This window comes from Marinobacter sp. F4218, assembly GCF_019443085.1.
Taxonomy (GTDB): Bacteria; Pseudomonadota; Gammaproteobacteria; order Pseudomonadales; family Oleiphilaceae; genus Marinobacter; species Marinobacter albus.
On sequence record NZ_JAHZIL010000003.1, the window covers coordinates 428,188 to 449,582 of the forward strand.

Below are 21,395 nucleotides of genomic sequence, written 5' to 3' on the forward strand. Positions count from 1 at the left end.
CATTATTGTTTTGCCATTCTTTCAACTAGGTTGGCCGCGTACTCGACGACATCAATGGTATCGCCCAACAGCTCCTCATGCCGCTTTAAAATCTCATCAGGTGTAATCAACAGGAACTCTCTGATACACCCGACCAGCGACGTTTCGTTTAACTCGTTGATATTACGAAGCATACCGTAACGAACTTCTTGCTCGTTACAGTACCCTCGCCCGGTATGTGCTGCGTAGATCGCAGGTACACCAAGAACAACCGATTCCGACGCCATGGTCGCACTCTCTCCAACGAACAAGCGACAAAAGGCCATGACATGGTGCATTGAGGAAGGATTCCCGGCATAACCATAGGGCGCCAAATCGTCGGGTAAACCCCCTTCTGAGGACACGATTACCTTCCCCAGCCTGCTCAGGAAAGACACCACGGTTCGAAGGAGCTGAACCGACCAGCCCTGTTCGTTAAGATCATGATTGGCATTCCAGGAAACCACGCGTATGAGAAAAGTATCCCCCGAAGGCGACAGACCGTTGGCCACCGCCTCCACGTAATCGGGCTTGAAGAATTCCGGGTGAAGATACGCCAGTTCGTGGTAACCATCATACCTCTCACTTCGCTTGGGCAACCAACTCTCATAGGCCCTTGGAACGCTGACTCTCGACGCGAAGGGATACGTTAATGCGTTTTGGAGAGTTGCGTTCTCGGTATCATAGAAGACGACGGAGGGGATACTACTCAGTCGCCCCACCTGGGCCACGAAAATCCCCCCAATCGCAGCCATTACATCAGGCTTGAATCGACGAGCCACCTTGTAGAGCCCGAAGTTCCGGCTAATCAGTTCCTTCAGCATGCCGACTACCCCGCCTTTGCTCGCGCTGGATAGCATGCAATGATCTACATCCAGATCCTCCAATAGTCTGACCGTAACCTCTTTCTCCCGGCTGGTGACGAGAATCTCATGGCCGCGATTATTCAGAACCCCGATGACATTCTTGAAAAAATGTACGTGGGCAGGGTGGCAGATATCGATCAGGATTCGACTCATTTCTGCCGTCCGGATCCCTGGCCCGAATCAGCATCCTTTTCCTCAAAGCCCACCTCCTTGTACATCAGCTGGGTAATCTGCTCGGAAACGAGGCCCATCAGAAATATCAACAGTGCTGTCGTGAAAAGGAGCGCGCTCATGTTGGTAAATCGCCCCATACTCAAGTATGTGAAGGCGTAGTAACCAATCCCCAAAAGAAGAGGCAGGACACTCAGGGGGAAGAAAAGTTTTAAAGGCGAATACAATGTACCTATCTTGAAGATGATCAGCAGAAACCGGATGCCATCTTTCAACGGACTGATGTGACTCTTTCCTTCGCGGCGCCCGGCATGGATGTTTTCGTAGGCCACTGAATAACCGGCCCTGAAAAATGCCATGGTACTGGTGGTCGGATAGGAGAAACCATTCGGTAGAAGTGACAGAAATTCCCGGAACCTTTTCGCCCGGGCGACTCGGAAACCAGACGTCAGATCCTCGACTTTATGCCCGGTCATATAGGTTGCAAGGCCGTTGTATAACTTGTTAGCAAGCCCTCGGCCGATGCTCGCCTGAGATCCTTTTCCGCGAGCACCCACGACCAGGTCATACCCCTCCTGTAATTTTGCCAGCAGACGGGGGATATCCTGGGGATCATGCTGCCCATCAGCGTCCATGAATAACAGTATGTCACCTCTGGCAGCACGCGCTCCCGACTTGATTGCAGCACCGTTTCCTTTCGAGTAGGGATGCCTGAGCACCTTAACCCCCTCCCGGGAGGCCGCAGCAGCAGTTCCATCGGTTGACCCATCGTCAACGACAATCACTTCCAGAGGGGAGCAACAGGAAAAGATTTCATCAAGCACACCCGGCAAACTCGTTCGCTCATTCTTCGCCGGAATTATGATGCTTAAGGAATCCGTCATTGGGTCGTATCTCCCATTTCGTTTAGCTTGCGTTCAAGCCGCTCCATTCCGGGCTTCAGGCTCACGCATTGAGGTTCCAAAGACTCTCCACAACGAGACTCCAGTGTTTCGTATAGGTCTTGGGCGTTTGCTACCTCATTCCGAGCTATGGCTACCTGTGTCGCCGCAAAGATCACGTCGGGCCTTTTATTGCGCTTAAGTGCGTCAGACAAATGCTGTTTTGCTTTACCAAGGTCGCCTGCATAAAAGTAGATCTTTGCAATTACGACGTTCAGATCTACAAATGCCTTGCCACGGCCAAAGCGTTCATTTTCGAGCAATACTAACGAGACATTCAGCAGCTTGCGCGCCGTATCCCGCGAACACTTCCCGCTCTCAAACTTTTCCATAATCGAGGAGAGTGTATTTACAGCATTCTTGTTGTAATCCGCAACCCGGGCCCGGTGATACAGTAACTCCTCTGGCACGCTGGCCGCATTCGCACTAACGCAGTTAAGCTCCAGCCACGACAACGGCATGGTGATACTTTCGGGAAAATCATCTATGGTCTTGGCGTAAAAATCACCGGCTTCATCATATAGCTGATGAGCGGACAGCATTGAGGCCATATGGCTATGAGTTCGCGGCGAAGTGGGATTCGTCTGGTACCAGCGAATCGCCTGCTTCAGGGGCTCTCCCCAGATACGGGCTTCCTGATAGGTGACCAGTGAAAATATTAGCGATAAAACAGCGAAAGCCCCAACGATCACTGGCAGAACCTTTTGGGGTAGCTTTTCCGCCAAACCAGCCAACGCAATGAATAAGCCTACAGAGGGAAGATAGTTCCTGTGCTCAAAGTACAACTCTAATGCCAGCACAGAAGACTCGAGAACGTGCGCAGCCAGAAAGAAGAGAATGCCGATCGCGACAAGGGGATTCCGCTTCCTTGAAACCACTGCGACAATCCCACCCGCAAGTACCAGAGCGAGCCCAAGCAAAGTGGTAACAGGATTCATCAGGGTTTTTGAGACTGGGAAATTATCCCAAAGCAGGTAAAAGTCCTGGCCGATTGGGTATAGAGTTTTTACGGCATACAGGGGCAGGATTCTGAATTGGGTAAGAACCCTTTCCGCTATCGAGAAATCCCGCATCGCGTAGGCATCGATGAAATATTTCTGGTATTCAACAGTAAGAACAACAAGCAGAAGATAAAGTGGACTGAGAACAGCATGGATAGCCAGAAGTCGCACTGGTCTGCTGAGGCACTGCTCGGGAGGCCTTACAAGAAACACTATAACGCACAGCAGAGGAAGCAGAATTCCGTTCTCTTTTGAAAGCACCGCAAGAACGGTACACAACAACACGAGGGCCGAAGCCAAAACCAGCCTGAACTCTGCGGTTTTTAACCGGGAGACATAAAGCAGGTAGATCCAGATATTGATACCAATCAACATCCAGAAAGCAGCCAGCATTGCCATCCGCTGAATGACATACTGGATCGTAGTCTGGTGAATCGGAGATGCTGCCCACGCAAAAGCAATGACCAGAAAGAGCACTATCGTCCATCTATTCTTCGGCGCCCCGTCACGCTTCGTTGCACGGGCCAGGTTAACAAGGAGGGTGAAAACCAGCAGGAAGTTGACTGTATGTATTAGGTAATTTACGACTTTAAAGCTGTACGGATCAGGCCAACTTTCGTGCTGAAAAGCAAAAGTCAGTAGTGAGATCGGTCGGCCCAAACTTCCGACACCCCCGGCAAGAAACGTGTAGTAACTCTCCAGGGTACCCGCAGACAAATCAGCCAGCCCGGCTAGATTGCCAACATCATCGAGTATCCAGGCCCCACTAGCCCCCGGGAAATTTATAGAAAGCAAAGCCCCGATCAAAAAAAACAGAGCTGCAGGAACTGCAATTCGATTCATTCTCTTATACATAAGAAAAGGCCCATCGCGACCAGAGGTCGCGATGGGCCTGCCTCGTTCTGAAGGTTTACTTACAGGAAGTCGGCAGGTAGTTCGCTGCGAGGGTAGTGGTCGCAGCAGCTGCGCCAATAGTACCGCAATCCCAGGTGGAACCACCGTCAGCGGTTGAGATAGCAAAGGTTTCGCCAGCGATGTTGTTGTTAACACCGGTGGTATCCATAGTTGCAGAGATAGTCCAAGCGTTAGTGCTGTCCTGATTGATCGCCATGCTAGCTACGTATTTGCCAGCAGTGGTAGCTCCAAGCTCGCCCAGCGTAGGGACAGTCGCCTTGTTCTGGAAGTACTCAGCAGACGGAGACTTCAAACCGGCAGTCAGGTTAACGGCCTCAGTTACCTGAGAACGTGCAACGTAATCCTGGTAAGCCGGAATCGCAACAGCTGCGAGGATACCGATGATCGCAACAACGATCATCAGTTCGATCAAGGTGAAACCTTTTTGACCCTGGTTCATTTTGATTGCTTGCATAGCGAAAACCTCTAGGTTTGTTCGTTTTTAGTTACAGCTCCGGGACGGTGGAGCTTTGCCCCGATACCGCGGTGAGCGTAACTGACATGAAGCAGTTAGCGTGCCAATTGCAGTAAAACGTAAAAAACAACCACGTATCAGCGGCTTACAGGATTATGTGAGGCGCATCACAAAGCAAATTTCGACGCAACAAGAGACCTTTGACGTCAGGAGGTGACGTTTTTTGTCACCAAGATTTCTTAGGGTGGTACTTTAAAAAAGATGGGGCCAGATGAAAGATTTCATCTGGCGCCTGCTAAACCACTCAACATCACCAGATCGACCAGTTTGTGATCGAGAGTGCTTCCCAAACCCATGCCAGACATCTAAACTCTTTTTTGCTAATTTACGATTCAGCGACTTATAACAATCTTTTCAGAGCACTTATGGCGAGCAGCAATCGAAACGTAACGCTGACCGGCCTGGCCCGGCGGTTTTTTGAAGACGGGCTTCTAGATGAGGCGACGGCAAAGGATGCTTTCCTGCAGGCCTCACAGAATCGAATTCCCCTGATCACCTACCTTACCCAGAATGAACTGGCACCTAGTTCGAAGCTTGCTTTTTCCGCAGCAATGGAATTTGGCATGTCAGTTCTCGATCTGGAGTCATTCCAGCCTGAGATGATGCCCGAAAAGGGGGTAGACGAGAAACTGATCCGAAAACACAATGTCTTACCGATATTCAAGCGTGGCAATCGCCTGTTTATCGCAGTTTCCGACCCGACCAACATTCAGGCGCTGGATGAAATCAAGTTCAATACAGGCTTGAGCACCGACGCCATACTCGTGGACGATGCGAAGCTCCGAGTGGCCATAGAGAAGTATCTGGAATCTCAGGATACCTCGATGGGAGAGCTTGATGACGCCGACCTTGAGAGCGTGGAAACTGAGGGCGGCGATCAGGATGACGACAGTGGTTCCGTAAGTGCGACCGAAGTCGATGACGCCCCAATTGTAAAATACGTCAACAAGATGCTCCTTGATGCCATCAGGGGGGGAGCATCTGACGTACACTTCGAGCCCTACGAGAAAACCTACAGAGTCCGGTACCGTACGGACGGAATATTGAAGGAAGTGTCCCGCCCATCAATCAAGCTGGCTCCAAAAATTTCTGCCCGGGTAAAGATAATGTCCCAACTGGACATATCCGAGCGGCGCGTTCCTCAGGATGGCAGGATAAAAATGAAGCTATCCAAGACCAAAGCTATCGACTTTCGCGTAAACACGCTTCCAACGCTTTGGGGAGAAAAGATTGTTTTACGGATCCTGGATCCGAGCCAGGCCAAGTTGGGCATCGACGTCCTTGGGTATGAGGAAGACCAGAAGCAGATGTACCTTGAAGCTCTGGAGCAGCCACAGGGTATGATTCTGGTCACGGGCCCGACCGGCTCGGGCAAAACGGTATCCCTCTATACCGGTCTGAACATTCTCAATACCAGCGAGCGCAACATCTCCACCGCCGAGGATCCGGCTGAAATCAATCTTGAAGGCATTAACCAGGTCAACGTCAACACCAAGGTGGGCCTTGGATTTGCCGAAGCACTCAGGGCATTCCTGCGCCAGGATCCCGATGTCATCATGGTAGGCGAGATCCGAGACCTCGAAACCGCGAACATCGCCATCAAGGCTGCTCAAACCGGCCACCTCGTTTTATCCACCCTGCACACTAACAGTGCCGCTGAAACTCTTACGCGGATGATGAACATGGGCGTGGCCTCCTTTAACATTGCCACTTCGGTGAGCCTCATCATCGCCCAGCGGCTCGGTCGCCGTTTGTGCAACAGCTGCAAACAGTCTGCTGATGTACCGAAGGACGTCCTTTTGAAGGAAGGGTTCACACAGGAACAAATTGATACAGGCTTCACGTTGTACCGCCCAAAGGGCTGTGATAAATGCAATGGAGGATACAAAGGCCGCGTTGGTATTTACGAGGTGGTCAAGGTAACTGACGAGCTGGCGAACATGATTATGGAAGAGGCCAGTTCCATCAAAATTGCAAAACAGGCTCAGGCGGAAGGTTTCCGTAATTTGCGGCAATCAGCCTTATTGAAGGTGATTCAGGGAGTGACGAGCCTTGAGGAAGCCAACCGCGTGACGAAGGATTAAGCATGGCAGAAAAAGCGCAAAAGCTCGAATCGTTTATTTGGGAAGGGAAAGATCGTAAGGGAAACAAGTCCAAAGGTGAGCTGACAGGCCAGAGTCTGGCACTTGTCAAAGCCCAACTCCGGAAACAGGGAATCATTCCGGATAAGGTCAAGAAAAAACCCAAGCCGCTTCTGGGTGGCAGCAAAAAGATAACCCCGTTTGACATCGCGATGCTAACGCGCCAGCTTGCCACGATGATGAAAGCGGGGGTTCCTCTGGTACAGAGTTTCGACATTGTTGCAGACGGACTGGAAAACAAGGGGCTTCAGGAACTGGTCATGACGATTCGCAACGAAATTTCGTCAGGGACAAGTTTTGCCGGCGCCCTTAAAAAGCATCCGCGATATTTTGACGATCTTTATTGCAATTTGGTGGATTCCGGTGAGAAGGCGGGTGCGCTAGAACAAATGCTAGACCGCATTGCGACCTATCTTGAAAAGACCGAAATACTGAAGAAAAAAGTCAAGAAAGCGATGACCTATCCGATTGCGGTTATCGTGGTGGCAATAATAGTGACGGCGATTCTACTTGTTAAAGTAGTGCCTCAATTCGAGAGCCTGTTCCAGGGATTTGGTGCTGAACTGCCCGTATTCACCCAGTTTGTGGTGAACCTCTCTGAATGGCTTCAGAAATGGTGGTTCGCTGTTCTTTTGGGCATTGTTGGCTCCCTTTTTCTCTTCAAGGAGGCAAACAGACGCTCCAAGAAATTTTCGGACCTTATGGACAAATATGTTCTTAAACTTCCAATTATGGGCGAAATACTAGACAAATCGGCTGTAGCAAAATTTGGACGGGTACTCTCGACCACCTTTGCCTCAGGTGTACCCCTAGTTGATGCGTTGGATTCGGTTGCCGGCGCGACAGGCAATGCGGTCTATCGTGATGCCATCATGAACATCAAAAATGATGTATCCAGCGGTACTCAACTCCAAGCGTCTATGAAGGAACAGGACTTGTTCCCAGTAATGGCTGTTCAGTTAACCGCGATCGGCGAAGAATCAGGTAATCTGGACGAGATGCTTGCCAAAGTTGCAGAGCATTACGAGAGTGTCGTGGATGACATGGTTGATAACCTGACAGCGCTGATGGAACCAATGATCATGGGGGTTCTGGGTGTACTGGTCGGCGGCTTGATCATTGCCATGTACCTTCCAATTTTCCAGATGGGTCAGGTTGTTGGCTAGACAGCTAGGATGAAGGACAGAAGAGATCTTTTTCTGCCCGCCGATCACCGCTCTAGACCTCAAGCCGGGGTCAGATGAAAGTGTTCATCTGACCCCTTGTTCATTCCGCACCCAAGGCGTCCAATGCAGTTCCTCGACATCTACCTCCATACCCCCTGGCTACTCCATCTCTCTGTCATTCTGGTTTCCCTGTGCATCGGCAGCTTCCTGAACGTCGTCATCCTGCGCCTCCCGAAGATGATGCACCAGGACTGGCGCTGCCAGTGCGAGGAATTCCTTGAAGTACCCGAGCAACAGCGAAAGCAGGAAGCCGCCATTACCCTCTCGAAGCCGGCATCTACCTGCCCTTCCTGCGGTCACAGTATTCGGGCCTGGGAAAACATCCCCGTTGTCAGCTATCTGTTTCTGGGCGGCAAATGCTCGTCCTGCAAAACGGGCATTTCTCCACGCTATCCGATCATTGAAGCGGTAACCGCCCTCCTCTCAGTGGGAACCATCGCGTTTGTGGGCTCATCGGAAGCCGGGCTCTGGGCGTTGTTGCTCACTTGGTCGCTTGTCGCGCTTACGGTTATCGATTTTGACACGCAACTCCTACCGGACAACATTACCCTTCCGCTGATGTGGCTGGGGCTTGTGCTCAACTACTTTGGCGTGCTGACGGACTTTACCAGCGCGTTCTGGGGCGCGGTGGCGGGCTACCTGTCTCTTTGGTCGGTTTACTGGCTATTCAAGCTGGTTACGGGCAAAGAAGGTATGGGCCATGGAGACTTCAAACTGTTGGCGGCGCTCGGGGCCTGGCTTGGCTGGCAACTGCTGCCGGCGGTCATTCTTCTCTCGTCCGTCGTTGGTGCCGTAGTTGGTATCAGTCTGATGGTCTTCAAGAAGCACGGGCGGGAAGTCCCCATTCCGTTTGGACCTTACCTGGCCACAGCTGGCCTGCTTTGCCTGTGGTTTGGCGCTGATATCCAGCGTTTCTGGTTTGGCTTTCTGGGAGTCTGATTGATGGCAATTGTGGGTCTCACCGGCGGTATTGGTTCCGGCAAATCAACCGTGGTCAGGATGTTTGGCGACCTTGGCATACACTGGGTCGATGCGGACGATGTTGCCCGCGAAGTCGTGGAACCAGGCACGCCCGCGCTCAAGGCGATTGCCGAGCATTTTGGTCCTGAGATTCTGACCAGGGACGGCGCATTGGACCGAGCACGTCTTCGGACGATTGTCTTTGACGCCCCCGAGGAACGAGCATGGCTTGAGGCCCTGCTGCATCCGATCATCCGCGAGGAACTGATTCGGCAGTTGAAGCCGGATAATTACACGCAGCCCTACGCTCTCCTGGTCTCTCCGCTGCTGTTCGAAACCGATCAGCACCAGCTGGTTGATCGTGCCGTCGTGATCGATGTGCCTGTCGACGTGCAAATCGAACGCACCATGTCCCGCGACACGAATTCCCGGGAGCAGGTTGAACGAATTATTGCTGCACAGATGCCGAGGGAACAGCGCCTCGCGAAGGCCGACGCTATAATTGATAACAACCGCCCGATCGATGACGTGGAGCGTCAGGTCCGTGACTTGCACAAAAGGATTTTGGTGGATCTTGTCTGACCGATCTTTTCTCGCGCGGCTGGCTGGCCTTGCGGCCGCATCCCTTTGCCTCACACTGACCCACGCCCAGGCAGCCGAACCGGTGTTCGAGGTGCAGGAACGATCCGTGCCCGATATTTTATCACCCGAGGCCCTGCCCTCGTCCTTCTTCGACTTTTCTCCAGAGGAGTATTGGGCCGAGCCACGCGATTCCTACTGGGTGAATTTCAGCAACTGGGTATTGCTTCAGGGACGAACCCAGAATCCCAAGGTGGAAAGGCTCGGACAGTGGGCGGACCGCACGCTCTCGGGCAGCGAGTACGGATTACCGAACAACGCCAGTTACCTTCGAATCGGCTTCGCGACCGAATCCGAATCCGGCGCCCCCTTTCAGTTCGAACCTGAGGCCCGGTTTCGACTGGACATTCCCACCACTCGGCGCAAGCTCCGCCTCGTGATCGAGAGTGAAAGTGAAGAGCTCATCCCCCTGGAGGAGCGGCAGCGTGACCGGCAGCTGACCCAGGACGAACGCTCCGACACCGAAGCGACCGGTGCACTGCGCTACCTGACCGAAATTGGCGATGCCATCAACCTGTCGAACGACGTAGGTGTGCGGCTTCGGCTCCCTCCAGATGCTTTCTGGCGAGCCACGGCACAGAAGGACTGGCGTCTGGATGAAGACTGGCTTCTAAGAGCGCAACAACGATTTTACTTCTACCACAACGATGGCTGGGGTGAGCGAACCTGGCTGACAGCCGGTAGACAGGTCGGCCAGGGCTGGTATTTCATATCGTCCTCGGAACTGGAATGGATCCACGATGAAAAAGAGTTTGTCGCAGCCCAGATTTTCAGCGTCGACAAGCGACTGAACAACCGCTCGACACTTACCCCACGCCTTGGGATATTGGGCGAGAGCAAGCCGTCGTGGCGAACTACCACCTATTTCGCGGACGTGACCTGGCGGTACCGTCTGCACAGCGACTGGGTTTACGCAGAGGTTATTCCCGCACTCGAATTCCCAAGGGAAGAGAGCTTCAAGGATCGGCCTTCCGTTGTTTTCCGGGTAGAATTGTTCTTTTCCGGTAGCCTTCAGCGACCTTATCTAGATTGACTATGCCCCGACACCCTTCCCGACCAGCCCAGGAAGCACTGACGCTATCCCCGATTGCGTTCACTCGATCCTGTTTTCAGGACAAATTCGGTGTGCCCCGCCAGCCGGGCCTGACGCGTTACGCCCACGCCGAACTCGTTATCGAGGCACCCTACGACCGGGAGGATGCGTTCCGGGGCTTGGAATCCGCCAGCCACCTGTGGCTGACCTTTCAGTTTCATGAGGCGGTTCGTGCCGAATGGCGACCGGTCGTGCGCCCACCCCGCCTTGGTGGCAACAAGAAAATTGGCGTTTTCGCCAGCCGTTCCCCGTTCCGACCCAACAGCCTTGGGCTTTCGGTGGTCAGGAATCAGGGATTAGTTCGCAAGGAAGGCAGACTGGTGCTGCGCATCAGCGACCACGACCTGATCGAAGGCACGCCCATTCTCGACATTAAACCCTATTTGCCGTTTGCGGACTCGATACCGGATGCATCCCTGGGTTGGGCCGATGCGCCACCGACCGAGCGGTTAGCGGTGACCTTCCTGCCGGAAGCCGAGAGGCAGCTTGAAGCACTCAGCCCGGAGGATTATCCCGACCTGCGACTGCTGATTGAGGATGTCGTCAGCTACGACCCGCGGCCGTCCTTTCGTCGGGGGCGAGAGGAAGACCGGATCTATGGCGCGCACCTGTACGATCTGAACGTACGGTTCCGTTTCGTAAACCTTGATTCAGAGGAACGTGTCGAAGTACTAACTGTCTGTTAAACTCCGATTGGTGATTTAGTAGTCGACACAGGGAACTCGTGCATTGCCTCCAAACCGGTTTTTAAAGCGCATGGGAATTCGGCCGCTGGCAGCCCGACTGTTGGCGTATGTACTGCTGTTCAGCCTGATCTTTTCTCTGGTGGCCACCGGCGTACAGATGATCGGCGAGTTCGAGCGCCGCAAGGAAGACCTGCAAGCCACGCAGGCCAAGGCCGCTGAACTCATTTCCGGCAGTATGAGCAATAACATCTGGCTGATGAACTACAGCGAGGTGGCCAACAGCCTGGACGACATGAAAGCCGTGACGGCAATCCAGCACGCGCGCGTCGTTACCTCAACCGGCGATGAGTTCACCACGGGTACCCTCCCGGAGGGTCGCGTTATCACCCAGACGTTTCCGCTCGTCTTCGACCGGTCGAGCTTTCGCAGCCCGGAGGAAGTCGGTAGCCTCACCCTTACCTCCTCCGTTGAACGCATATACGATGATCTGAGAGACCGGGCACTACTCAACCTGTTGTTCCAATCCATCGTGGTGATGCTGGGAACACTTGGTCTGCTTGTCATCGTACGCATGACCTTGTCGCGGCACCTGGAGGCCATGGCCGACTATGCTGCAAGGCTTAACCTTGATGCGCTGGTCGATCCGCTAAAACTGAAACGCGCTGCCCCTAAAACGCCCGATGAATTGACCGAACTGGAGCAGGCACTCAACAAGATGCGCCTCCAGATACTCGAGGACACGCGGTCACTGCGCCAAACCACGATTCAGTCCCAGGGCGAACGGGATGAGGCAGTCAGGGCGAACCACGCCAAGAACCAGTTCCTTGCCAATGTCAGCCACGAACTCCGGATTCCCCTCCAGTCAGTACTGGGCTATGCCAATCTGCTGACCGATACACCGCTGGATCAGGACCAGCGGGAATACGTCCACACCCTGCTGAGCGCCTCCGAAGGACTGTCTGCCATCATCAACGATCTGCTCGACATCTCCAGCATGGAGGCCGGAAAACTGGTGCTGGATGAGATCCCGTTCGATCTCCGTGAAACCCTGAACGACCTGGTTCATATGCTCGGTTCCCGGGCACGAGAAAAGGGTCTGGCGCTGGAGCTTCGCATTGATGAAAACCTGCCGTGGGCACTGAAAGGCGATCCGGTACGTATACGCCAGATCCTGCTGAACCTGACGTCCAACGCCATCAAGTTCACCGATTCCGGCCATGTCCTGATCAGCATCGAAGTACTGGGCCGACGCGATGACCAGGCTCGCCTGCGACTGGCGGTCGAGGACACCGGCGTGGGCATCAATCCGGAAGACATCCCGCTGGTCTATGAGCCCTACGTGCAACTCGGTCAACGCTTCCAGCGTCAGCTCCCGGGAGCAGGCCTGGGACTCACCATTTGCCGGCAGTTGGTCAACCTGATGGATGGCTCGCTGGACCTCGAGAGTCGACCGGGAGAAGGCTCAACGTTCTGGATCGAAATCACACTCCCCGTTGCCCCGGAAAGCTCGACCCGGGTGCGCCCCGATACCCGCATGGTCAAGAACCGGCGAATTCTCGTGGTAGACTCCTACGAATTGTCCCGCAAAATTACCCTCGAAATGCTTTCGCGCCATGAGGTCCACATTGAAGCGGTGAAGTCCGCCGGTGAAGCGCTGACCTCACTTCGCCAGGCGTTTGACAGCCAGCAGCCATTTGACAGCATTGTGCTGGATGGTTTTGTCCCCGACATGGACAGCGATCTGCTCTGCCGCCAGATTCGCGGAAACCCTTTGTGGAGTGACATGCGGTTGTTGATCCTGTCCTCCAACCCCCAGCGGGGAGACGCCGAGCATTTCCGCCAGGCGGGGGCTGACGCCTTCCTCAGCAAGTCATTGCGGGAGTCTTGCCTGACTCCGATTCTGAATCAGCTGTTCGCGGACGCGGCCAACCATAAAAGACGTTTCCTGACTCGCTTCTCACTCCAGGCCGTCAGCGATTCGTCCCGTCGACGGGAACTGCCCTGCGGTCGGATGAAAGTGCTGCTGGTCGAAGACAACCCCGTCAATCGCACGCTCACCCGCCGCCTGCTCGAAAAGCTCGGTTGTGATGTGATGACCGCCAATGACGGAGAAGCCGCAGCCAGCCTCTGGCAGTGGCATCCGTTTGACCTGATCTTCATGGATTGCATCATGCCAAGGGTGGATGGTTTTGAAGCCACCCGTCGCCTGCGGGATTGGGAGAACACGAACAGTCGGCCAAGGGTGCCTGTGGTCGCCCTGACGGCCAGCGCCATGGAGGAAGATGAGGAAAAATGCCGGCGTGCCGGCATGGATTCATTCGTTGCCAAGCCTGTCAATATTGAAATGCTCCGGGCAGTACTGGAACAATACTGTAAAGCGTCCGCGACTTCCTGAAGGGCCCGCGGATACCTGGATCCGTTTTATTATTCTGAAAGGCAACCATGAACGTCGAATGCCCCACCTGCAAAAAATCCGTGGAATGGACGGATGCCAACCCATACCGCCCGTTCTGTTCTGAGCGCTGCAAACTCATTGATCTCGGTGCCTGGGCCAACGAGGAATACCGGGTGCCCGCCGAAAATGTGTCGCCTGACGACCTGGATCAGGGCGGTGACGATACCCACCACTGAACCGGATCTCAGCGCAGATTAATGCGGGCTTACCGCCTTTTAAGTTGAGCCCCCAGAGCATGCCCGTTAACATACGCCAAATATTTTAATTACTTACGAAAGGTGCATGCATGAAAGTGTCCCGTATTTCCGTGATGGTTCTGTCACTGGCTGCCGCTCCAGCCTTCGCTGGCGATGTGGACCTCAGCCTCACCGATGATTCCGTAAAGGGCCAGGTGAACTTTCTGGGCAACAACGACGATCTCCAGATGGGCGCCGGCTACACCTATCGTGAAGGCGGTCTCGACATCCTGAACCTTGATTTCCACGCTCAGGGCCGGACTGCAATCGGAAACCTGCCTACTACAGCCGGCCTGGGCATGCGTGGTTTCGCCTGGGACGCGGGCGCGGTTGACGGCGGTGCCATCGCACTGGGCGGCTACGCCACCCTGAACATCCCGCGGGTTCCGGGACTCTCTTTCACCGGTGGCCTCCATTATGCACCCAGCATCCTGTCATTCGGTGATTCCGACGACCTGACCAGCCTGGAACTGCGGGGCAGCTACCGCGTGATCCGCAACGCCGAAGTCTTTGCCGGTTACCGTTATCTGAATACCGAACTGGATCGTCCGTTCCGCGGCGACGTGGATCTCGATGATGGCGTCATGGCAGGCATGAAGATCTACTTCTGATCTTTCAGCCATAGCCAGAACAGACAATCAAAGGTGCCCCCTCGGGCACCTTTTTTCGTGCCTTTCCTCACGCTTTCCCCAGTTCCGCGCTGTTAGACTGTTCGTCTGAATTCCCTGCACGGATAGCCTGGCATGCGATTGACCTCTGGATTGATTCTTCCGACCGTTTTTTTGCTTCTCAGCGGGTGCGGCGGAGGCGACGACGCCATTACCGGCGCGCAGAATGATCCCAACGACTTCGCCAACGGCAAGAACCCGGTGGACGACTTCAGTCCTGGCAGTACCGGCGACTCCAGCAAAACTGCGGGGCTCGAAGCGAATGAAGTCCGGATTACCATGGAGGTGCCCGGTGGCGTGGCTCCGGATGCCGAACTGACCCGCCGGAACCTGAGAATCGTGCAGCCGGACCGGATCAGTGTCTACACCACCAATACGGCGTTGCAAAACCTGGGCTCGGTACCGGTATCCACGCGGACCGACGACAATGGCTTCACCATAATCGCGTTTGACGAAGGCTTGCCCCTGGGTCCGGATGTGCTCATTGATGCCAGTTACGGCAATGTCCGGCTGCGCGCCCTGGCGGCCGACGCCGACCGCGACGTGAAGATCAACCCGTTCTCCGAATATCTCGTACGCAACACCCTGACCACTTACACCCCGGGTCAGTTCCAGAGCATTCTCGATTGCGTGGATGATGTCGGCGGCGAGCTCTGTCTCAACAAATATGTCTGGTCCACACTTGCGGATCAGGTCCACGATTTCGAAATCGACATTCCGTCAACCGCGAACCTGACGTCGGCGCTGGACCTGCTTTCCGGTCGCGGCGACTTCGCCCGATACGTTTCTGCCATGGCGGACTACGCCCTGCTGGACGAAACCTCCTCCGGTCGAATCACTGCCAGCTCTGCGGACTACAATTCGGTGTTTTTCGGAGTGGAGCTGGGCCAAACCTTCCTTGAGAGCTCCCTGGTCAACTCCGGACAATGGGGTGCCCGGACCGCTCAGGAGGAGCGGCTGGAAGACCAGTACGGCGTGGGGTACGTCTATCCGGCACTGACCCTGACCAGCTTCGATGCCTTCAACATCCGCGTGACGTCACTTGCCAGCGACATCCCCTATGCCCGGGAAGCACTGATCCATCAAGCGGGCAACGATTTCTTTCTCCGGGGCTCCGAGCAATGGGACCTGAACACCCACGCTTCGTCACCGGGCGCCGCTACGCTGGTCGCCGATACCCGTTTACTGGCAGGCCGCGCCCTGTATCAGAGCATCACCGGTCGCGGCAGCTCACGCATCATTGGCTGGACCCGAAACCCTTATTACCTTGACGCCTACACGAGTGAGCCTGTGTCTGACACTACCGGGCCGGACCGGGTAGTTAGCGGCTACTTCAGCGCGGGCAAGGCCATAGAGCTGGAGACCTCCGGCGAGGAGCTCAAGCGCAAGGAAACCTTGGAGAATCACTATCTGTCTGTATTGGAGCTCGACCTTCTCCGTCAGCGCGGCTTCAGCCTCAACATTCTCGACGGCCGCGACTACAACGTGCTGTACCTGGCCACACAGTTCAGCGATGGCGCCACACCGGTCACCTTCGAAACCGGCCTCGGCGACTGGCGGATCAGCGGCAACACCATCACCCAGAACCAGTTACTTACCACAGTGGCCCGTGACGCGAGCGGAGCGGTCAGCACGGACAATACCGGCATCCGGATTGAATCCTGGACGCTGAGCAACAGGACATCACGACTCAGCGACGGCGATGCCAACATCGGGCGCCTGAACCTGGATGTTTCAACCGCTTCCGGTGATTTCGAGCAGCCGGATCTGGGCGTGGGCGCCAGCACCCCCGATGGCAGTCTCCTCGCATTTAATCTGGACGACAGTTCCTTCGGAGATGGCATCCTCATCGCCGCAGCCCAGACCTCAGCATCAGCCCCCACCAGTGGCAGGTATCGCCTTCAGGGCATTCGTCTCGGCATGACCTCCGATTCCAATCAGCTGGCGCATTTTGACAATGCCGTACTGACCATCGGCTCGACAGTTCTGGCAACTCTGGACCCACGCACCCTGGACGTCGTTCACACGGTAGGCGACGAAACTGTAACGTCTCCGCAGCTGAACGAAGGTGATACGATTTCCCTTGCCTACGATTCTTCAGCGGGCAATGGGCGCGTGACATTTACCGGCGCCAGCATGGTCCTCGAAGGCTTTTTCACCTCTGATCAGGACCAGTTCTATCTGCGCCTCAGAGACACGGTCTCCGGAGAAGAGCAAATCGGACTGTTGATGGCGACCCGGATTCCCTGAGGAGCGCGCCGAAAGCAGCAATGAGCCAGCACGCAGACTCGTCCGTATAAACTGTTATAATCGTTACCATATCGATTCTGACGTGAGGTTTTATGTCTGCAGGTAAACGGGCCCTGATGCTGTTTGTTCCACTGATCGCCTTTGCGATTGGAGGCGGTTTTTATGTGCCCCAGTCGGGCATGGAAGGCTACCGGTCCGGCTCAGAACTACCGCTCGCATCCCTGCCGTCCCTGCCCAGCTGGGCCCACGACGGATTGCCGGATTTTGCCAGCTTTCGGGATACGACCGAAAAGAAAGCAGCGTTCTTCTCATTTCTCTATCCGCGTATCGTGTTGGCCAATTCCCGGATTCTTATTGAAAGAGACTACCTGGACAGTCTGGCCGGAAAGTCCACGCTGTCAGAAGACGAACAACAATGGTTGGCTGCGCAGGCCGATCGCTTGCGAGTAGAAGCCGAACCGGGAAGCGATGAACAGTTTTCGCTACTCCGGAAACGTCTCGATGTGATTCCACCCTCACTGATTCTGGCCCAGGCGGCCAATGAATCCGCGTGGGGAACCTCACGATTTGCGACCAAGGGCTACAATCTGTTTGGTCAATGGTGCTTTTCCAAGGGCTGCGGCCTTGTTCCTCGCGGTCGAGTCGAGGGCGCCAGCCACGAAGTCGCGAAATTTTCATCACCTTACCGTTCCGTTCGCGCGTATATCCAGAACCTGAATCGTCACCCCACCTATCAGGCGCTACGGGACATTCGCCTCAAAGACCGCCGTGACGACGATCCACTCTCCGGTGTTGAGATGGCTCAAGGCCTTCTGGGCTATTCGGAACGCGGCGAGGACTATGTCAAAGAAATCCGCTCCATGATTCACTACAATAATCTGTCCTTCTACGACAACGATTTCAGGGATGTGATCAGCGATCTTACTCCCGACCGCCTCCAGGAGCTCGCCTCGGCCAGCCCCGAGACCGTTCTGCTCCCCGGCCAGAAAGCCCCAAACCCCGGCCCTGCTGAAGGCTGATTTCAAGACAGACTGTTAAACTTCCAGAGACGACATTCCAGCATGCTCAACTTCTTGCCTGCACCGCTAAAGGGAATCCTGGCGGTCCTGCTCATACTGTCCAACACTCTCATCCTGTTTCCCGTTTTGTTGGTGTTTGCCATGGGCAAGCTGGTTGTGCCAATTACCGCCTCACGGAAAGCCTGTACTGTTGTATTGAACAGAATTGCCTGGGTCTGGATTGGCTTTAACAATGTCCTGATGGACCTGCTCCATAAGGTGGAGTGGGATATCCGCGGTATCGACAGGCTCGACCAGTCTCACTGGTATTTCGTTACCTGCAACCACCAGACCTGGGCCGACATCCCTGCCATTCAGTACGTCCTGAACAGCCGGATCCCGCTGCTGAAATTCTTTCTCAAGAAGGAACTGATCTGGGTGCCGTTTCTGGGCGTTGCCTGGTGGGCACTGGACTTTCCGTTCATGCATCGACACACAAAAGAACAGATAGCCCGACGCCCGGAACTGAAGGGCAAAGATGTGGCGGCAACCCAGGCCGCGTGCGAGAAGTTCCGCTTCACTCCGGTCACCGTCTTCAATTTTATGGAAGGTACCCGGTTTACCCGCGCCAAACACAAAAGCCAGAATTCACCCTACCAACATCTCCTTAAGCCAAGGGCCGGTGGAACCGCGTTCGTCCTCCAGGCCATGGGTGAAATGATCCATACCATGCTCGACGTCACCATTGTCTATCCGGACGGCAAGGCAGGGTTCTGGGACTATCTGTGCGGCCGGATCCAACGCATCATCATTGACGTGCGCACACGGGACATACCCGACCGCTTTCTGGGGATGGACTACGAGAACGACCGGGATACGCGCGTGGAATTCCAGCGCTGGGTCAGTGAGGTCTGGGCCGAAAAGGATAGGCGAATCCAGGCACTGCAAAGCGCCTAGAGCAAGCCCAGTTCCCGGGCACGGACGATGGCCTGGGTGCGGGATCTCACTTCCAGTTTGGCATTGATTCGCCTTGCGTGGGTTTTAACCGTGTGGAGCGAAATGTGCAGCTTGTCGGCAATTTCCTGGTTTGAAAGTCCCTTGGCGATCAACTCCAGAACACTCTGTTCGCGATCACTGATCGGTTCTGCCAATGCATCAACCGTCTCCGCTTCTGTTTTCACCTGGTAAAGGCGGCCCAAAGCCTCTTTGAAAGGCCCATTGGGTAGTTGCGCAAAGCCTTTCTGAACGAGATCCTGAAGTTCATTCCGAAGTTCCGCAAACGGACTGATAAAGTGCTCCCTTGATGCCTCAGCGACCACTGAGGCAAGGATCTTCTGGGCCACGGTTGTGCCTTTTTCATCTTGCACAAGCACAGCTTCCAGCAGACGGATGTGCAGCTCGACACCCCAGGGAATCGCATCTTTATAGCGCTCGCGAATACCCTGAATGGTTTCACGGGCCCGCATAGAATCTCCTCGGGCCAGATCTAACCTGACCAGCATGCAATCCAACAGGCCTGGCATCATGGGGAACAGTTCCGGCACGCACCCCGCCTTACGGTAGGGTTCCAGCTTGGCGACTGCCTGGGCGGCACTGTCAACCTGATTCAGGGCCAACCAGCAACTGGCCTTGAGCGCCTCCAGAACGGGAACGAACAAAGACTCATCAACCTGCCAGGCATGCATGGTGCGTTCAGCCCGACCGATCCAGACAAAAGCGTCTTCAAGCCGCCCCTCGGCACGACACATCAGTACGCGAATGGCCATGGCCATAAGCAGCCCCAGGTCCCGCGTCTGCTCGGCATGGCGGCCACAGGTGACCAGCAAGCGGTCTGCTTCCTTGTACCGTCCCTGATGCCAGAGCACCAGCACAAGGTTCAACTGTAGCCGGGTTTCACCGATGCGGGCGGGCCTGGCCAACTCGTGCATAGCCGTATCCAGACCGGTACGCAGCAATTGTTCAGCATATTTCAAGGAGCCTTTCCCAAGCTCTATCCGCGCGTGCGCGTATACCGCCAGCGCTTCTGAGCCCGAATCACCCGCTTCTCGCGCAAGGCGAGCTGCGGCTCGATTGGCATCTCGCGCTTCCTGAAACTGTCCGGATGCACACAGGGCGCTGGATCGAACCATCTGGGTTACCAGTTGCCCCTGGGTCGACAGATCACCCTCGGCCAACGCCTGATTGGCCATTTTGAGGGCTGGCCCCACACTACCCTCACCTCTCAGGATGAACGCTTTCAGCGCACAGATACGGGCAGCGTGCTCTTCCATCCCGGCTTCTCCCAGTCCTTCAATGAGCGCTCTCGCCTGATGAAACTGTCCGCCGATGGCATGAACCCAGCTGTACACGATCCGGAGCCGTGGACTCCGTTCCAGAAGCTGCCCAGGCAGGCTCTTGCGCAACCTGAGCAAAGAGGCAGTATCCTGCCCCAGCAACAACGCCTCCGACCCCTCAGACGCGATGCGAATCACGGCCTCGGCATCGCCGCTCAGCAACGCATATTTCAGCGCTTCCGGAAACTGGCCACGCTCACCGAACCACCGGCTCGCGTGGCCCATGCGGTCCGCGTAACCCGCCATAACCGGAGTTTTGAGCCATTCCTGCAACAATGGATTGAAGCGGAACCAGCGACCCCGACCGGGCATGCCCCTCAGCGGCAGGCCACTGTCCATTGCCTGCGAGGGCACAAAACCCACCTCGGGCATATCGGGAGCGAGTGCCAGGAAGAGCTCATCGGAACACAATTCGAGTTCCGCCATGGCTCTCAGGGACCGACGCTGGGCCGACGTCAGGTTGCCCAGCACTGACTCCTTCAGGAACCGCTCGATGCTGTTGGTTTCCTGAACCGGCTTCAAGTCCGGGTTGCGGGCAATTTCACGCCGATAAAGCGCAAGCGGGGTCGGCCAGCCTTCGGTCATGTCGTAGAGATTATCAATGGCGATGCTGGAGAGCTGATTGGAGCCAAGCAGCGAACCAAAGAATTCGAAGGTTTCCGATCGACTGAATTCCAGTGCGTCACTACCAAGGCGAACCAGCCGATTCTCAAGCTCAAGGCCGTGTGTTTCAAATGGCAGCGCCCGCCGGGAAATAAGGATGATCGACAGGTATGAAGGGAGGTCGGTAACCAATTGCTGAAGCAGGGCCACCACGGCCGGATTGCCGATATTCTGGACGTTGTCCAGGATAAGAGCCCGGCACGGCCAAGCTTGCTGGCGGTCAAGGGCAACCAGCATCATCGCCAGGGCATCTGAATAGGTAGCGCCACCCTGAAGACCGCTCTCGGAGGCCTCCGGCAGATCAAGTGCAATGGAAATAAGGGTAAGAAACCGGGCCGGCGAATTGTCCTGTCCGTTCAATGCGACCCAGCGAAGGCTGTCAGGCTCGAGTCCGGCAGCAAAAAGACCGGCGGTCACAGCGTGGGACTTTCCAAAACCGCAAGGCGCCTCAACGAACAGCGCACCCCGGGGAATCAAGGCATCGGCAATACTCTGATTCAGTGCCGGCCGACTCAGTGCCCCCTCAGGAAGCACCGGCACCTGCAACCGTTGCCTGAGCAGGTCCCTGACCAGCTCTCCCCGCTGCAGACCACTGTTGGCTAACTGGAACTCATCGTTGGC

At 55.3% G+C, this 21,395-nt stretch carries 17 protein-coding genes and 1 pseudogene; 12 read left to right on the plus strand and 6 right to left on the minus strand.

Annotation, left to right across the window (positions count from 1 at the left end; all coding sequences use genetic code 11):
* Nucleotides 1-2 precede the first annotated feature (2 nt).
* The 4 genes from K0B93_RS05865 to K0B93_RS05880 form a co-directional block, all read right to left on the minus strand.
* Nucleotides 3-1,037, minus strand: a complete 1,035-nt coding sequence (locus K0B93_RS05865; RefSeq protein WP_219866318.1) for a DUF354 domain-containing protein — start codon at nt 1,035-1,037, stop codon at nt 3-5.
* Nucleotides 1,034-1,939 (minus strand): glycosyltransferase family 2 protein, encoded by a 906-nt coding sequence (locus tag K0B93_RS05870; RefSeq protein ID WP_219866319.1) that lies wholly within the window; start codon nt 1,937-1,939, stop codon nt 1,034-1,036. Before K0B93_RS05870 ends, K0B93_RS05865 begins: the two co-directional genes overlap by 4 nt.
* Nucleotides 1,936-3,840, minus strand: a complete 1,905-nt coding sequence (locus tag K0B93_RS05875) for a hypothetical protein (RefSeq protein WP_219866320.1) — start codon at nt 3,838-3,840, stop codon at nt 1,936-1,938. The genes K0B93_RS05870 and K0B93_RS05875 overlap by 4 nt, the downstream gene beginning before the upstream one ends.
* A 67-nt stretch (nt 3,841-3,907) precedes the next feature.
* Nucleotides 3,908-4,366 (minus strand): pilin, encoded by a 459-nt coding sequence (locus K0B93_RS05880; RefSeq protein WP_324124100.1) that lies wholly within the window; start codon nt 4,364-4,366, stop codon nt 3,908-3,910.
* A 425-nt stretch (nt 4,367-4,791) separates the two neighbouring features.
* Between K0B93_RS05880 and pilB the strand changes: the two genes are divergently transcribed.
* From pilB to K0B93_RS05940, 12 genes are all read left to right on the plus strand, one after another.
* Nucleotides 4,792-6,510, plus strand: a complete 1,719-nt coding sequence (gene pilB / locus K0B93_RS05885) for a type IV-A pilus assembly ATPase PilB (protein WP_219866321.1) — start codon at nt 4,792-4,794, stop codon at nt 6,508-6,510.
* 2 nt (nt 6,511-6,512) lie between these two features.
* Nucleotides 6,513-7,733 (plus strand): type II secretion system F family protein, encoded by a 1,221-nt coding sequence (locus tag K0B93_RS05890; RefSeq protein WP_219866322.1) that lies wholly within the window; start codon nt 6,513-6,515, stop codon nt 7,731-7,733.
* Nucleotides 7,734-7,856: 123 nt separating this feature from the next.
* Nucleotides 7,857-8,732 carry a prepilin peptidase gene (locus tag K0B93_RS05895; protein WP_219866323.1) on the plus strand — a complete coding sequence of 292 codons (876 nt, stop codon included), beginning with the start codon at nt 7,857-7,859 and terminating at the stop codon, nt 8,730-8,732.
* Between the two features lie 3 nt (nt 8,733-8,735).
* Nucleotides 8,736-9,335: a dephospho-CoA kinase gene (coaE, locus tag K0B93_RS05900; RefSeq protein ID WP_219866324.1), complete on the plus strand. Its 600-nt coding sequence runs from the start codon at nt 8,736-8,738 to the stop codon at nt 9,333-9,335.
* The gene (locus tag K0B93_RS05905; RefSeq protein ID WP_219866325.1) at nt 9,328-10,425 is read left to right on the plus strand and encodes a hypothetical protein; all 1,098 of its coding nucleotides are present in this window, start codon (nt 9,328-9,330) and stop codon (nt 10,423-10,425) included. The genes coaE and K0B93_RS05905 overlap by 8 nt, the downstream gene beginning before the upstream one ends.
* A gap of 2 nt (nt 10,426-10,427) precedes the next feature.
* Nucleotides 10,428-11,171, plus strand: coding sequence for a tRNA (N6-threonylcarbamoyladenosine(37)-N6)-methyltransferase TrmO (gene tsaA, locus K0B93_RS05910; RefSeq protein WP_219866326.1), 744 nt, complete (start codon nt 10,428-10,430; stop codon nt 11,169-11,171).
* Nucleotides 11,172-11,241: 70 nt separating this feature from the next.
* A complete protein-coding gene (locus K0B93_RS05915; protein WP_228743315.1) occupies nt 11,242-13,566 on the plus strand; it encodes a response regulator in 2,325 nt (774 codons plus the stop codon).
* A 47-nt stretch (nt 13,567-13,613) separates the two neighbouring features.
* Nucleotides 13,614-13,802, plus strand: coding sequence for a DNA gyrase inhibitor YacG (yacG, locus tag K0B93_RS05920; protein ID WP_219866328.1), 189 nt, complete (start codon nt 13,614-13,616; stop codon nt 13,800-13,802).
* Between the two features lie 110 nt (nt 13,803-13,912).
* Nucleotides 13,913-14,473, plus strand: a complete 561-nt coding sequence (locus K0B93_RS05925) for a YfaZ family outer membrane protein (RefSeq protein WP_219866329.1) — start codon at nt 13,913-13,915, stop codon at nt 14,471-14,473.
* A 132-nt stretch (nt 14,474-14,605) separates the two neighbouring features.
* Nucleotides 14,606-16,780: a hypothetical protein gene (locus K0B93_RS05930; RefSeq protein ID WP_219866330.1), complete on the plus strand. Its 2,175-nt coding sequence runs from the start codon at nt 14,606-14,608 to the stop codon at nt 16,778-16,780.
* Nucleotides 16,781-16,872: 92 nt separating this feature from the next.
* Nucleotides 16,873-17,799, plus strand: a complete 927-nt coding sequence (locus K0B93_RS05935) for a glucosaminidase domain-containing protein (RefSeq protein ID WP_219866331.1) — start codon at nt 16,873-16,875, stop codon at nt 17,797-17,799.
* Between the two features lie 42 nt (nt 17,800-17,841).
* Nucleotides 17,842-18,735: an acyltransferase gene (locus K0B93_RS05940; RefSeq protein ID WP_219866332.1), complete on the plus strand. Its 894-nt coding sequence runs from the start codon at nt 17,842-17,844 to the stop codon at nt 18,733-18,735.
* Here the strand turns inward: K0B93_RS05940 and K0B93_RS19455 are convergent.
* Both K0B93_RS19455 and K0B93_RS05945 read right to left on the minus strand, forming a co-directional pair.
* Nucleotides 18,732-18,959, minus strand: coding sequence for a response regulator transcription factor (locus K0B93_RS19455; RefSeq protein WP_416383204.1), 228 nt, complete (start codon nt 18,957-18,959; stop codon nt 18,732-18,734). The genes K0B93_RS05940 and K0B93_RS19455 overlap by 4 nt on opposite strands.
* A gap of 102 nt (nt 18,960-19,061) precedes the next feature.
* Nucleotides 19,062-21,014 (minus strand): annotated as a pseudogene (locus K0B93_RS05945) (helix-turn-helix transcriptional regulator); the annotation flags it as partial.
* Nucleotides 21,015-21,395 lie beyond the last annotated feature (381 nt).